The organism is Malaciobacter marinus, assembly GCF_003544855.1.
In the GTDB taxonomy this organism is placed as follows: Bacteria; Campylobacterota; Campylobacteria; order Campylobacterales; family Arcobacteraceae; genus Malaciobacter; species Malaciobacter marinus.
In genome coordinates this window covers 2,824,127-2,839,675 of record NZ_CP032101.1, presented here as the reverse complement: position 1 = coordinate 2,839,675, position 15,549 = coordinate 2,824,127, and the positions used below count along the sequence as shown (strand labels likewise).

14 protein-coding genes are annotated in these 15,549 nt (G+C 27.9%); all 14 read right to left on the bottom strand.

Going from position 1 to position 15,549, the window contains the following annotated elements; all coding sequences use genetic code 11:
• Positions 1-4: 4 nt before the first annotated feature.
• The 14 genes from ccoG to panD all read right to left on the bottom strand — a co-directional run bounded on the left by ccoG (position 5) and on the right by panD (position 15,541).
• Positions 5-1,390: a cytochrome c oxidase accessory protein CcoG gene (gene ccoG / locus AMRN_RS13665; protein ID WP_099312228.1), complete on the bottom strand. Its 1,386-nt coding sequence runs from the start codon at positions 1,388-1,390 to the stop codon at positions 5-7.
• A gap of 152 nt (positions 1,391-1,542) precedes the next feature.
• Positions 1,543-3,981, bottom strand: coding sequence for a methyl-accepting chemotaxis protein (locus AMRN_RS13660; RefSeq protein ID WP_099312230.1), 2,439 nt, complete (start codon positions 3,979-3,981; stop codon positions 1,543-1,545).
• Between the two features lie 41 nt (positions 3,982-4,022).
• On the bottom strand, positions 4,023-4,973 hold the full coding sequence (gene rlmF / locus AMRN_RS13655) for a 23S rRNA (adenine(1618)-N(6))-methyltransferase RlmF (RefSeq protein ID WP_099312232.1): 951 nt from the start codon (positions 4,971-4,973) through the stop codon (positions 4,023-4,025).
• Positions 4,974-5,179: 206 nt separating this feature from the next.
• Positions 5,180-6,334, bottom strand: coding sequence for an Opr family porin (locus AMRN_RS13650; protein ID WP_099312234.1), 1,155 nt, complete (start codon positions 6,332-6,334; stop codon positions 5,180-5,182).
• Between the two features lie 146 nt (positions 6,335-6,480).
• Positions 6,481-6,768: a ferredoxin family protein gene (locus AMRN_RS13645; RefSeq protein WP_099312236.1), complete on the bottom strand. Its 288-nt coding sequence runs from the start codon at positions 6,766-6,768 to the stop codon at positions 6,481-6,483.
• Positions 6,765-8,051 (bottom strand): FAD-dependent oxidoreductase, encoded by a 1,287-nt coding sequence (locus AMRN_RS13640; protein ID WP_099312238.1) that lies wholly within the window; start codon positions 8,049-8,051, stop codon positions 6,765-6,767. The genes AMRN_RS13645 and AMRN_RS13640 overlap by 4 nt, the downstream gene beginning before the upstream one ends.
• A gap of 24 nt (positions 8,052-8,075) precedes the next feature.
• A complete protein-coding gene (locus AMRN_RS13635; protein ID WP_099312240.1) occupies positions 8,076-9,014 on the bottom strand; it encodes an FAD-binding protein in 939 nt (312 codons plus the stop codon).
• Between the two features lie 14 nt (positions 9,015-9,028).
• Positions 9,029-9,787: a putative electron transfer flavoprotein FixA gene (fixA, locus tag AMRN_RS13630; protein WP_099312242.1), complete on the bottom strand. Its 759-nt coding sequence runs from the start codon at positions 9,785-9,787 to the stop codon at positions 9,029-9,031.
• A gap of 22 nt (positions 9,788-9,809) precedes the next feature.
• On the bottom strand, positions 9,810-10,661 hold the full coding sequence (locus tag AMRN_RS13625; RefSeq protein ID WP_099312714.1) for a MaoC/PaaZ C-terminal domain-containing protein: 852 nt from the start codon (positions 10,659-10,661) through the stop codon (positions 9,810-9,812).
• 203 nt (positions 10,662-10,864) lie between these two features.
• Positions 10,865-11,428, bottom strand: coding sequence for a GTP cyclohydrolase II (ribA, locus tag AMRN_RS13620; RefSeq protein ID WP_099312590.1), 564 nt, complete (start codon positions 11,426-11,428; stop codon positions 10,865-10,867).
• Between the two features lie 10 nt (positions 11,429-11,438).
• Positions 11,439-12,392, bottom strand: coding sequence for an alpha/beta hydrolase fold domain-containing protein (locus AMRN_RS13615; RefSeq protein WP_099312588.1), 954 nt, complete (start codon positions 12,390-12,392; stop codon positions 11,439-11,441).
• 106 nt (positions 12,393-12,498) lie between these two features.
• The gene (locus AMRN_RS13610) at positions 12,499-13,209 is read right to left on the bottom strand and encodes a TetR/AcrR family transcriptional regulator (RefSeq protein WP_099312586.1); all 711 of its coding nucleotides are present in this window, start codon (positions 13,207-13,209) and stop codon (positions 12,499-12,501) included.
• Positions 13,210-13,317: 108 nt separating this feature from the next.
• Positions 13,318-14,919, bottom strand: coding sequence for a sodium:solute symporter family protein (locus AMRN_RS13605; RefSeq protein ID WP_099312584.1), 1,602 nt, complete (start codon positions 14,917-14,919; stop codon positions 13,318-13,320).
• 256 nt (positions 14,920-15,175) lie between these two features.
• Entirely contained in the window at positions 15,176-15,541 is a 366-nt protein-coding gene (gene panD, locus AMRN_RS13600; protein WP_099312583.1) for an aspartate 1-decarboxylase, read from the bottom strand.
• Positions 15,542-15,549: the final 8 nt, after the last annotated feature.

Here is a 15,549-nt window from a genome sequence, read left to right as displayed (position 1 = left end):
TTAATTATTTAAATTTGTCTGCTCTTGGATAAATAAATACAGCTTCTCTAATAACGCTGATTTTTTTAGGGTCATCTTTTGCAAATGCTCTTATTGTAATAGTAATTGGAGTATCTTTTGAGTTATCAGTAACTAATCTTTTTTTAGTACTTAATACAACAACTTTTTTTCTTAATTTATTTGGTGCAAGAGAAAAAGGTTTAAATCTTTCAATTACAATGTCATCATTTCCTACTACTTCTAAATCATATGTATGTCTTTTTGAATCAGTATTTTGGAATAAAAATAAGAAGTTATTTGCAACTTCATTATCTTCTTTTATTTTATATAATTCAGTAGTTTTATTAATATTTAAAAGCATATGCTCTTTTTTTCCACCCATTATAAATAATAAAGCAACTACAACTAATAAAGCAACTGTGTACATAATAGTTGATTTTCTAACAATCTTTGTTTCATTATTATGCTTAATCTCATTTGTACTTGACCATTGAACAAGTGAAGGCTTCCCAAGTTTACCCATAACAGTTGTACATGCATCAACACATTCTAAACAGTTAATACATTCAAGTTGTAAACCTTTTCTAATATCAATATGTGTAGGACAAACAGTTACACACGCTTCACATGTGGTACACTCATTTTTTTCATCTGGTAAATCTTTTTGTTTGAAAATAACTTTATCATTTTTATCATTGTAAATATTACCACCTCTATTAGTAGAGTAAATTGCTTGGTATGTATTGTTATCATATAGTACAGATTGAACTCTTGAGTAAGGACACACATAAACACAGAAATCTTCTTTTAAGAAGATAACATCATAGATTAAAAAAGCAGCAATTGCTAAAACAAAACCAATTAAAAACATATGATCCATAGGGTTTTGTAAGTATGCAAAAAAATCTTCAGGAGGAACAAAATACCATAAAAAATCAGCAGCTGCAACTAAAGCTAAAACAGACCATATTAATATGGCAAGTAATCTTTTTGAAGCATTTTCAGCTTTTCTCCAATTTGGTTCTTTTTGTTTATTTTTTATTCTTCTAAGACCTAAAAGTTTTGTTTCAATTAAATCTCTGTAAATAACCCTAAAAATTGTTTGTGGACAGGCCCACCCACACCATGCTCTTCCCCCAATTGAAGTAGCAGCAAAAATTCCTAAAAATAGTAGCATTAATAAAAATGGCATTAAGTAAAGCTCTTGCATATCAAATGCTACACCTAATAAATGCAATTGTTTTTTGTCAAATGATAATAAAAAAATGTGATTACCATCAATTTTTATAAAAGGTACAACTAAAGCAACAATTGTTGCTAAAACATATGCATAATATCTTTTAATTCTATAAGGAGTCTTTTTTAAGTATTCATTTTTTTCTTGACTCATAATCTTTTCCTTTAATATAGTAACAGTATTGTTACAAATATTGTATATAAAACAACCTTATAATAAACATAAGTAAACATAAGCTTAACTTATAATAAATGCTTATATTGGATTAATTTGTTTTTTTAAGAAAAAATATGAAGAAAGAAAGTCTAAAAACTTTCCCAATCTTCATTTTTATTTGAGTTGATTATTTTTTGTTTTTTTAAAGGATTATTATCTTTTTTACTTTTTGTATCTATTATAGAGTTTTCTATTTTTTTTGCTTTTGTACTTTCTTTTCCTAAAAACTCTTTTTTATTTGTTTCTTCAACAATCTCATTTGCAATTATTTGTGTTTGATTAGCAATATCTTTTGTATCATTGGCAATTGATGCATTTTGTTGTGTTTGTCTATCTAGCATATTTACAGCATCATTAATTTGAGTTATTCCTGTACTTTGTTCTTTACTTGCATTTGAGATATCATCGATTAATTCTAAGGTTTTTGCTACATTTTCATTTAAATTTTTGTATCCATGAATCATTTTATCTGAAATATCTTTACCATTATTTGCTTTTACAGTAGCATTTTCAACTATGGATTTAATCTCTTTAGCAGCTTGCGCACTTCTACTAGCAAGGTTTCTTACTTCACCTGCAACAACAGCAAAGCCTTTCCCTAATTCACCAGCAGTTGCAGCTTCAACTGCTGCATTTAGTGATAATATATTTGTTTGGAAAGCGATTTGATCAATTACTGTTATCGCATCATTTATTGATGTTACTTGTGTATTTATTTCATCCATTGCAATAGTTGTTTGTGAAGCTAAAGTTTCACCCTCAGTTGCTGAATTTTTTAAAGTATTTGCATTTTGAGCCATTTTCAATACATTTTCATTATTATGTTTAATATTTGCTGTTATTTCTTCAATAGCCGCAGCTGTTTCTTCAATACTAGCAGCCGCTTCGTTTGAAGATTGACTTAAAGTACCAACATTTGATAATAAAATATTAGCACTATCTTGTAAAGTTAAACCATTTGTTTTATTCTCTATTAACATTTCATTTATTATATTTGCAAGTGCATTAAAACCATCTACCGTTTTTCCACTTGCATCTTTAATTCTATATGTAAAGTCAAGTTTTTGATATTTGCTTAGTGCTTCTTCTATTTTGTTTAAATCATCAGATATATTAGTAGAAATAGCTTCTATCATTTCATTAAATATTACTTTTAATTCTTCTAAACTTTGATTTTGTGTTGAGGTATTAATTCTATGTTTTAAATGTCCATTTTTTACTTGTGTAACCACTTCTTTAACATTTTGAATTAATTTATTATCTTGTTCAATTAATTCTTGTGTTTGATTTATATTGTCATTTATCATTTTTGACATTTTGCCAAATTCATCATTTGAGTTAATTTCTATTTTTGTATGCTCTTTATTCTCTTTATTTAAGTATTTAAAAAATGATTCTAATCCATTAGTAATTGTAGTAAGATTTTTACTTAGTGTTCTTGTTCCAATTAATATAACAAAAGCAACAACTATAAAACTAACAATACCAATTATTATAGAAAACAGTTGCATATCATTTGCATCTTTTAAATATTCATCTTTTGGCATTGTAAGACCAAGTGCCCATTTTACATCACTTTTCCCTAATTCAAAAGGTTCTATATGGTAGTAAGAGTAAGTGTTTGTTGTAGGTGTTTTTCTTTCATAATTAAAAGCTTTATTCTCATTTATCGATTTTATTATATCTTCTGCTTGTTTATAATCTTTGTTGTCAGATATATTTTTTGTTAATACAGTTTTATCTGGATGGCCTACAATTGTTCCTTTATCAGATAATAAAAATCCATATCCAGTCTCAAAAATCTTAATTTTTCCAATTTTCTTAACTAAACTATCTAAAGAAATATCAATTGTTGTAGCTCCTAAGAATTTATTTTTTGATGTAATAATTGGAGCTGAAACAGTAACCATTAATATATTTTTCCCATCAACTTCATAATTATATGGTTCTGTTACATAAACTTTTTGTGTTTGTCTTGGAACATCTACCCACTCTCTACCCTCAGATACAGTAGTAAGTCCCTCTAGTATGATTTTAGAGTTTGATTTGTATAAATAAGGAGCAAATCTACCTTCTTTATCATGACCATTTGTACTAGCTGATGATAAGTCATTTTCAAAAAGTATATTAGAATCTAAATCAACTGCCATTGCAAGGGCAAAATCAGCATTTACTAACATATCTTTTGTAATACTAGTAATTAGCTCTTTTGAATAACTATTGTTTTCATACATTTGTTTTATAACACTAGCTAATGAACTAACTGATGTTAATGCTTTTTCTAAATCCTGCTTTGACTCAAAGGCATATTTATTCGCAAGAGTGTCTATGTATTTTTTAGAAGATTTTTCTGATGAGCTATATGTATTCGATGAGATTAAAAAAATACTAATGACAGAAGATAGTAGTACAACTGATAATACACTAAGTAAAAGTTTTTTCGCAAACGTCCAATTTGAAAACATAAATTCTCCCTCTTTTGTTTCAATATTTACAAGAATTGTATCATTTTTAGAAAGAAAATCCAATAATTGAATTTAAAAAAGTAAGGTGAAATATTATCTGTATTTTAATCTTGCCATTTTGAGGTCCACTGTTTTTGTTCCTCTTTTGTAAGAAAAGTCCAAATGACAATTCTACTTATTTTTTGTCCTTGTTCCATCTTTATAGTTTCATACTCTATTGGTTTTATATAATCCAATGTATCATAGATAAATTTTAAATTATCTTTTTTTGATACGATTGTACTAAACCAAAAACAGTTCTTAGAATAGAGCTTACTTTGTTTTATCATAGTTTTTATAAAGGCTACTTCTCCACCTTTACACCAAAGTTCATTACTTTTTCCACCAAAATTTAAAGAAGCTTTTTTTACTACTTGTTTTGTAAGGTTTTGGACTTTTCTTTTGCTTCCCTCTTGCGCTTGGGCTTTTGATTTATGAAAAGGAGGATTACATAAAGTAAAATCGAATCTATCATTTTCTTTAATAATGCCTGTAAATATACTATCATGGCTTGTTTGTATCCTACACTGAACATTGCCTTTTAAAGAATTATTTGACTCTATGATTTTTTGAGATGATTTTATAGACTCTTTTTCAATATCGCTACCAACAAAAGACCAACCATAAACACTATTACCAATTATTGGATAAATACAATTAGCACCAATACCAATATCAAGACCTTTAATATTAGAACCTTTTGGTATTTTACTATTATTAGATTTTGCTAAAACATCAGCAATATAGTGAAGATAATCAGCTCGTCCTGGAATTGGAGGACATAAGTAACCATCTGGTATTGACCACTCTTTTATATTATAAAAATGTGAAAGCAGTGCTTTATTTAAAGTTAAAACAGCTTTTGCATTTGAAAAATCAATTGATAATTCATCATATTTATTTTTAAATACATAGTTTTTAAGTGTTGGTAAACTTTTTAATAGTTGTGGAAAATCATATCTATTATTGTGAAGATTTCTTGGATGTAAACTTTTTTTATGCTCTTTATATGCCATTTTATTTATCTTATAATTTTATTTTTTTGTATTGTACTTGTTTCTTCTTAGAATAAAATTTTATATTTTATACTTTTATATAAGACTTTTTTTAATGTGAGATGGCTAAAAGTTTACATCTTATACTTTTATAGTTTCATCCAATTTATAATGTTCTTATCATTTAGGATTATTAATTAGTAATTAATAATCCAAATGATGTAAGATTAAAATTTATATGAAATTGTTGCGTTAAGTTGATCTAAATCAGTGTAACTTGAATCTTCATCCATATTCATTCTAGTATATCCTAGAGTAAATGCAATGTTTTCATTGAAATTATAACCTAGCCAAATATCAAGTTCATCTGAGTCATATTTCCCATGTTCCATTAAACCGTATAAAGCAGTAATATTAGTTTTACCAAAACTTTTACTTACTTGTAAATATGTAGTTTTTGCATCTGCATCATAAGAAGGATCACCTTCTTCAAAAGGAACAATAGTTTCTCCAGTTTTAGCAATAGCTCCATAAAGATCACTATCTTTACCTGTCTCATAATAACCTAAAGTAGTAGTATAGCCCTCATAAGTCGCATATGCTTTAATCTCACTAAGCTCTTCGTCTTCATTTGGTAAGTCATCTTTAGAAGCCTCTATATATTGAACTTGAAGACCTGTTTTAACTTCTCCTATTTTAGTATCAAAGTTAATTTTTCCTCCTGTCATATCGTAAGCATCTGGTGCATCGAAATAGTATGCTTTTGCTTTGAAATTTTCATTGAATTTATATGCAAGGGCAACTTTATAAAGACCTTTATTTTCATTAATATCTTCTACAGGTCTAATATTTTTAATATCAGCTCTTCCTCTACCCTCTACATAAATTAAATCAAAATTCATATTCTCAAGTGGAGTTGTTCTTACTGTAATACCATCAAATAAGTGAGTTAATCCCATTTCATAAAGTTTCTGTCTACCAATTTTAACACTAACTTTATCAATATCATAAGCTAAATAAGTATCAGTTAAAAGTGAATGTCCATCATAATCGTAGAATCTTTCAGTTGAATCACCTTTACCATGTCCAGTATCAAAATTTTTATCATCTTCAAAAATACTAGTAAATGCTCTCATACCTATATTTAAACTAAAATTTTTGTATGAAGCAGTTTTATAGTATAATCCAATTGAACTAACAGCATATTCTGTGTCTGAGTAGTAAGTTGATGTCTCTTTATCTTGATTTCTTACCTCATAAGCTAAAGAGATGTCACCTGATGTTGTTCCATTTTTAAATGCCTCAATTAAACTATCAGCATTAACTGCACTACAGCTTCCAACAAGTAGGATTGTTGCTAAACTAAGTTTTACTTTTTTCATTTTGTTCTCCTTTTAAAGAATAATCCAAATTATGTGTATGGACTATTAAAGCTTTATAGCTTTTTCAAAGGCTATATATAATAAATTATAACCCTTGGAAGAACCATAATAAACAGTAACACTATTTAGGTGTTACTGTTTTAGGGTTAACCAAGTCTATATTCAACTCCAAAAGTTCCATTAGGGTATTCCCATTTTTTTAGGATTGTATCTTTACAAAGGATTCTACAAGTTCCACACTCTAAGCATCCAGCGTAATCAAAATGTATATTTCCACTTTCATCTTTTTTGTATAATCCAGCAGGACAAGCAAGTTCTAGTTTTTTAAACTCTTTCTCATCTGGATTATCAATTAATTCAATATGTGCTTCACCTTCATCAACAAAAAACTTATTTACACCTAGTTTTACATCTACATTTACTAACTTTTTCATATTGATTTTACTCCTTTAAATCCATCTTTAAGTAAGTTCATAAAACCTACTTTTTTAAGATGAGGCATAATCATTTTTCTCATAGGTACACTAGGACCATTAATTGTGAACATATCTTTCATAATTCCTGATACCATGTCAGGATAATCATTAAACATTCTTTCATTATCTAAAAATTGAGGAAGCTCTTTATAAAGTTTTAAATCTTTCATAACGAAGCTATCTTCTAAATTTTGTACATATTTATTTAAAGTGTTTTTAGAAAAGTCACTTTTTTTATTAGCTTCAATAATTGCATTTGCCGCTGCTTCTCCCGAAGCAATAGCTAAATCCATCCCTCTTACTGTATATCCTACATTCAAACAAAGTCCTGCTGCATCACCAACAATTACTACTCCATCTCTTACCATTTCTGGAAGCATATGTAATCCACCTTCTGGAACTACATGAGCTGAGTACTCTAATATTTCTCCACCTTCAACTAAAGGTTTAATAGTTGGATGGTTTTTAAAGTCTTCTAACATTTGAGGGATACTTTTGCTCGCTTTTTCAATATTATGAAGTCCAAATACAACACCTAAAGAGATACTTTCTTCATTTGTGTAAATAAATCCTCCACCCATATATCCATCAGATGGCATTCCTGCAAAAAGCCAAGCAGTTCCCTCTTTATCTGTACAAGCAAATCTATCATTGATTTGTTGTTTTGATAGTTTGATTACTTCTTTCGCACCTACTGCACAGTGATGAGGTGTTACTTTAGAAACCATACCTATCTTTTCTCCTAAAATAGAGTTAACTCCATCTGCAAGAATAACTACATCAGCTTCCATTTCTTCGCCACCTGCGATTACACCACAAACTTTATTATCTCTTACAATTAGGTCATCTACTCTAATCCCTGGGATTATTCCAACACCTGCTTCTTCGGCTTTTTGTGCTAACCATTCATCAAATTTTGCTCTTAAAACAGTATAAGATTTATCTTCATTATTAGAAGCTTCTTTAGTAGAGTAATCCATAGTTACACAACTATCATCATTCATAAAAGATATTTTTTCATGAACAATAGATCTCTCAATTGGTGCTTCATTAGCAAAATCAGGGAAGATTTTCTCAATACTATGAGCATATAATCTTCCTCCTGTCATATTTTTAGAACCAGAGAAGTTCCCTTTTTCAATTAAAAGAGTCTCTAATCCAGCATTAGCAAGCATGTATGCTGTGATACAACCTGCTAATCCTCCTCCTACAATTATCGCGTCAAATTTATCTTCAGACATAAATCACCTCAAATATTTTTTTTATTACCCTTTAAGTGCTTTTGTTACTGCAGGTAAAACAGTATATAAATCTCCAACTATTCCATAGTCTGCATAATCAAAAATAGGAGCATTTTTATCTTTGTTAATAGCAATGATAGTTTGTGAATCTTTTGCACCAACCATATGTTGAATTTGTCCAGAAATACCAATTGCTACATAAATTTCGGGTTTTGCCATAACACTTGAGATACCAATATATCTTTCATGTTCCATCCATTTTTCACCCTCAGCAATAGGTCTTGAACAACCAAGTTCTGCATCCATAACTTTACATAACTCTTCTGCTAATGAAATATCTTCTTGTTTTGAAATACCTCTACCAATAGCAACTATGCTTTTCGCTTTATTTAAATCAACACTACTTCCTTCTTTTGAAGTTTTTTCAATGCATTTTATTGAGTTTTTATTCTCTACAAAATCAACTTTTTGAGCTTCTCCTGTTTTACTTTCATCTTTTTGTATATTTTCAAAAGTACCACTAGCGATTACTGCAATAGAAGCTTCACTTGTAATAGTTTCTAAGCCATTTGCTAAACCACCATAAACCATATGTCTACAATTTATGTTATTATTCTCAATATTAATCTCAGATACTTCAGTTACTAGACCTGCTTCTAATTCAATACTTAATAAAGATGCCAATGATTTGCATCTTTTTGTTCCTGGCATTAAAATTAAAGATTTTCCTTCATTCATAATTACTTTAGCAATTGATTTTGAGTAGTTCTCAACAATATTCTTTGAGTCACTATTCTCAATTAAAAATACTTCATTTGCTCCATAAGCAAATGCTTCTTTACTCTCATCCTCAGTAAGAACAATCGCTTTTACATTTTCACCTAATTCTAATCCACCAGATATAACTTCTGCTAATCTTGAATAAGTATCACTAAAAACCCATACATTAGATAACTTGCTCATAAAAATTCCTTTACTTAAATAATTTTTCTTAAATTGTTTACAAATTCAGCGATTTGATCTTCACTATCACCTTCAATAATAATATGTGCTCTTTCTTTTTTCTTAGGAGCTTTAATCTCAACTAAATCAACTAAAGCTGAATCTTCAACTACAACTTCTTTAACATTTACAGGTTTTTTCCCTGCTGCTAAGATAGCTTTCATTCCAGGAATTGAAGGTTCATTAATATCAGCAGATACACAAATAACTGCTGGAAGAGGAACTTCTAGTACTTCTACTTCATTTTCTAAAGCTCTTTTTGCAATTATTTTATTTTCATCAATTGAAACAATTTCACTAATTCCATTTACAGTAGGAACATCTAATAATGCACCAAGTTTTATACCTGTTTGTTGTGCATATAAATCACCTGAACCATCTCCACATATTATTAAATCAAAACCTTGTTCTTTTGCTACTTCACTTAAGATTTTTGATGTTTGATGTGGTAATATATTTTCGTATTTTTCATTAGTAACCACTACAAGTTCATCTAAACCTCTAGAAAGCATATCTTTTCTAACTTTTACATTTTCAAGTTTTTTACCACCAACACTTAATGCAGTAATTGTTGCATTAGCATTCTCTTTTTTTATATCTACTGCTGTTTGAATAGCATTTAAATCAAACTGACTAATTTTTGGAGCAGCTTTGCTCGTATCTAAAGTTCCATCATTTTGAACCACAATATCTTGATCTTCTGGTACTAATTTGCAACCAACTAAAATTTTCATTTATTCTCCTTTATTTTTTAAATTATTTCCACTCAGCAAGAGCGAAGTTAAAATAGATCATGTCTGGGTCATTAGCATCAATAACTCTAAATCTAATAGAGTTATCATCCCATTTCCAGATTTGAGTTTTAACAGTACAACCAGGGAAAAGAGGTTTAGTAATTCTTGTTTTGAATCTTGTTAATCTATCACTATCACCATCTAAAATAGTATCAATGATATGTCTACAAGCAACACCAGCAGTACTAACAGCATGGCAATTAGGTTTAGGATAACCAACTTCTTGGGCATAATCCCAATCAACATGTTGAGGATGAGTATCACCAGAAAGTCTATAAATTAAAGCTCTATTTTCAGCAATTTTTTCAGTAACTTCAAAATCAGGTTTTCTCTCAGGGATTTCAACAATATCTTTAGGAGCTTTAGGACCATCCCAACCACCATCAAATATACAACAATCCCAACTTTCACAAGTGAAAAGTAAAGTGCCATCATCATCATAAGTTTCACCAATATGTTGAGCTAGAGTACCTCTACCTTCACCTCTGTCATATAAACCTTTTAATAAAACTTTAGTACTTAATTTACCTTCAAGCTTTTTCATAGGATTATGAAATTTAACATCAAAACTCCAGTGTAAAGAACCAGAATAATCATAACCCCAATCAATAGTTTTAGTAACTTCAGCATCAACAATAGGCATTGCACCAAAAGTAGGAAGCATTTTCATATTTTTTTCATAAACATATTTTAATCCAGTTTTACCATCAAATGCTGCACCACTTCCAAGTGCAAATAAACTTAATGATTTCCAGTCATAATCTCTTTGGAAAGGACCAAATGTTTGTCCTACCATCTCTGTTTTTATTGCCATCTTCTTTCTCCTTTTATTATTTAAAAGTCAATCTTATAATTTCATATAAAATATAATCAATAATTATAATCATGATTTTTTTATAATCAAAATAATACAATAATCATGATTTATTGTCAAGAACTTTTATAAAAAAATTAATTTTTAAAATAAAGTTTTTTTAAGAATAGCAAGGAAATAGTCATTTTAGAGCATTTTTATAATTATAAAAAATGCCCTAAAGATTCTTTTTTTATTTCTAAATAGTTTTGATTGTGTTTATTTGTAGGTGTAATTGAAGGAATTCTTTGTAAAATTTCAAAATTTTTTAAAGAATTTATTTTATTTGGATTGTTAGTTATCAAATTAATTTTTTTTATTTTATAGTAGTTTAATATATATTCAACAATTTTATAGTCTCTTAAATCAGTTTCAAATCCTAATTGATGATTAGCTTCAATTGTATTAAATCCTCTATCTTGAAGTTCATAAGCATTAACTTTATTAAATAAACCTATGCCTCTGCCTTCTTGTCTTAAATATATTACCATTCCATTTTCTTTTGAAATTAATTGTAATGCATGATGAAGCTGTGCTTGGCAATCACATTTTAAGGAACCAAGAGCATCTCCAGTTAGGCATTCACTATGAATACGAAGTAAAGTATTATCCAAAATGGGTTCTTTAAATATTACTAAATGCTCTTTATCTTTATCTTTAAAAGATTGAATCTTGAAGTCTCCATATTTTGAAGGAAGTTTTGCTATATTTGATATTTTAATATTCATCTTGAGTCCTTTATTGATTATTTTTAAAAAAATTTGCACTATTTTTTAAAGCTTTATTTGCTTCTGGCATAATTTTTGTATAGTGTAAAAAAGCATGCATAACTCCTTTAAATATTTGAAGTTCACAAGTAGTTCCATTTAACTCTAAGATCTCTTTCAATGTTATACTATCATCTAATAAAGGGTCAAGGTTTCCCACACACATGTAAGTTGGTGGAATCGAATAAGATAAATCAGCATTTAAACAATCATAATATTTTTTCTGTATTTCATCATCTTTAAAGTAACAAGCTTCATAAAATTCAATATCCTCTTTTGTTAAAGAGTCATGTTTATTTCCTAATAGTCTTCTTGAGGTAGAGTCGTTAAGCCCATAAATTCCATAATATAAAATCATTGTTTTTATATATGAATTATCTTTATATTCATCTCTTAAATAAAGATTTGTATTAAAAGCAATATTAGCACCAGCAGAATCACCCATAAGTGATATACTATTTTTATTTATATTAAATTCTTGTGCATTTTTATGTAAATAGTTTGCAATAAATGCACACTCTTGTATTGCTATTGGATATTTATACTCAGGAGATAGTTTATAGTCAATTGCTACAACTATGCTTTTACTATGTTTAGAAAAATATTTTATCATTCTTTCATGTGTTTTAGGGCTACCAACTATAAAGCCACCACCATGTATAAATAAAGTACAGTTTAGATTATTATTGTTATTTGGATAATAAATATGTAAAGTTATATCTCCATATTCTCCTTGAATAACTCTTTTTTCTTCTTTTAACTCAAGATTGTTTTCATTCCAGTATGCTCTTTCTTTTATATAGTTTTCTCTTCCTTCTTCAATACTATTTGAAATAGAGGGATTATTTTTAGCAAACTCTTCTTGATAGTCAAGAACTTCTTTCATCTGTTTTGTAATGTAATTGTTAATGTTGATTTTATTCATTATTCTAACCTATAATCATGATTTTATTTTTTGTATGTATTATATAATTATCATGATTACTTGTCAACAAAGAATTAGATTAGTTAGTTTAAATTAAATGACTATTTTACTTTTTCATTAATTTCTTATAATAATCTTCTAATATATGCTTATATTTTGGTTTTAAGTAGAAGCCAAAAAGTTGATAATAATACTTCATTGTTATTTGAATTGCTTCAGCTTTTGTCATATTGTCTTTTTTTACATCTTCTATTATGGTTTTTGTAAATCTTAAACAAATATCATTAAAATCATTTGCATTTTCTTCATTTAAATATCCATCTTTAATACAGTTGTCAAGCATTGTAAAACTTCTTGAATAGATATTATTTAAATGATACATTGTATTTAAAAATTGTGGAGTCTCTTTCTCTTTACTTGGATATAATTCATAATATTGATTAGTGTACTCTTCAAATTTTTCTCTATCTTGGGAAAAGAATAGTAATTCAAATATGTCAGGTTCACTATATGCATGTTCACTAAAGCATAAACATACTGACATATATACTTCAATAGAATTTTTACAATTAGCTACACTTTTATATAGATGTTTGTTATAATTTTCAAGATGGTTCATAGTTGCTAAAAAAATAAGGTGTGTTAGATTATCAAAATAGTTATATAAGGTAGCACTTGTATACCCCGCTAAGTCAGCAGTTTTTCTAATTGTAACAGATTCAATTCCTTCTTTTTGGATTATCTCTTCTGCTGATTCTATGAAATATTTCATTATTCTTTCTTGCTTAATTTTTACTCTTTTTTCTTTTTGTTCCAAAGTTTTCAATCTCCTTTAAAATTTAATTAATGATAATTTTTTTTACTTATATAAAATATAATCATGATTATAAATCAATTCATATTTTATATTGCTGAATAAAAGTGATTAACTTTTCATTGATAGTTTAAGATTTATTGCGTCTTCATAAGCAAAAGCCCAATAATTTATAAGTAAAATAGAGATAATAATTCCACTAATAATTATTATCCATGCAAATATCTTATCTTTTTTATAGTCTAATATATTGCTTTCTTTTTTAGGTAAAATGTGAAGAAATATTTGAAATTTTATTTCTTCTTTTGTTTTCATTTGATTTTGAGAACCTAAAATACCAGATAAAATACTTACAAATGTTGCAATAAAAAATGGATGTAAAAAATTCTCCAAAGGAATATCAAAATATTCTTTTAAAAATCTTGCAATAATAAATGTTAAAAAACCACTAATCATTGCATAATAAGCACCTCTTTCAGTGAGTTTTTTACTCCATACACTAGCAAATGCTACATATCCCCATGAAGCAGCAATTATTGTACTTGCAAACCATGCTAAAACTCTAATTGAAAGAATATTATAATGTGCAATAATTAGTATAATAATACTAAAAATAAAGAGAACTATTCTTGTAAAATTTAATTGTTTTTTTTCATTTTTGAATTTTATATCAAGAATGTCACTTGAAATACTAAAACTAACAACTGATAAGAATGTAGAAGCAGAAGAGAGTCCAGCTGCCATTATACCTGTAAGAAGAAGCATTCCTACAATCTCAGGCATTGCTTTATATGCAGCCCATATAATTACTTCTTCAGGTTTTTGCATATTTGGATTAATTTGGATAATACTAATTGCAATTAAATATAAATAAAAAAGGAACAAAACTGTTATCAATGCTGTTAAAACACCAGATCTAAAGATTACATGTTCATTTTTTGCCATAAGGTTTCTACCTGCTTGCCAAGGACTTACACTAACTGTAATCATCCAAATAATACCCATAGTAACTGCATAAAATAGTGAATTGTTATCAATCCCTTTATAGCTTAACATGCCATCAGGAGCTAAAGGATTATTTACTAAGTTTGTAACTAAGTTTGCAATTCCTCCAGTAGAGTTAAATACATAGCTTCCTGCAACAATTGTTACAGATAAAAAGAAAATACACATTATTGTATCAGTTAAAATTACACCCTTTGAACCAGAATAGAGTGTAAAAATCATAATACATCCCCAAGAAATCAAAAGAGCACTAGTTTCATTAAAGCCTGTAAGTGATTGCATTAAGATTGAAGTACCTTTTATAACACTTAGAAAGTATGCACTTAATGATATAACTGTTACAATTCCTGCAAAACGCTTAATTCTTAAGCTATTAAATCTTTTAAAAAAGTATGAAGGCATAGTATTAACTTTTGCTCTTCTAATGAAGCGACCAAAAAGAAGTGGACCAATTACATAGCCAGATGCACATATTGTATTAATTAAAACAATAGAAGTAATATATCCACTATATGCATAAGCTGTATCACCCATAAAGCCATTTATGCTAAGCATTGAGGCAAACATTGTTCCTGTGATTAAAAAAGTACTTGCATTTCTTCCTGAAACATAATAATCTTCAACATTTTTTACTTTTCTTCCAGCATAAAATCCTACTAGTAAATATATCAGTATACTAGTAATTACTCCCCATAAATAAATATTCATTAAGAGCCTAAAGTTTTTTCTGTTTAGAAGTTACTTTTTCTTGTTCTTTATTAAGGTTTAGAGTTAAAATTAAACCTGATAATGTTATGCAACTTCCAATCAAAATTGAATATAAAATCTCATTCATATCTATCCCTATCCTTAACTATTTTTCTTTAAGCTCTAGAGATGATTATATAGAAATCATGATTTTTTGTCAATTAATTTAACTTTAAATACTAAAATAAAATATTAAAATTAATTTAAGTAAATGAACTTATATTTCATTTACTATTGATGCAATATCATTATTTTCATTTACTAATACAACAGTTGGTTTATAAGTATCTAATTCAATTTCACTATATGAGGCATAAGCAATAACTATTATTTGATCGCCAATCTCTACCTTTCTAGCAGCAGCTCCATTTAAGCACATATCTTTACTTCCTGCTTTACCTTTAATTATGTATGTAGAAAATCTCTCTCCATTGTTGATATTGACAATATCAACTTTTTGTCCTAGCTTAAATTTTGCAGCTTTCATTAGCTCTTCATCAATTGTAATTGAACCTACATAATTCAAATTTGCATCAGTTACTGTTGCTCTGTGTATTTTACTATATAGCATAGAAAAATTCATTTTTATCC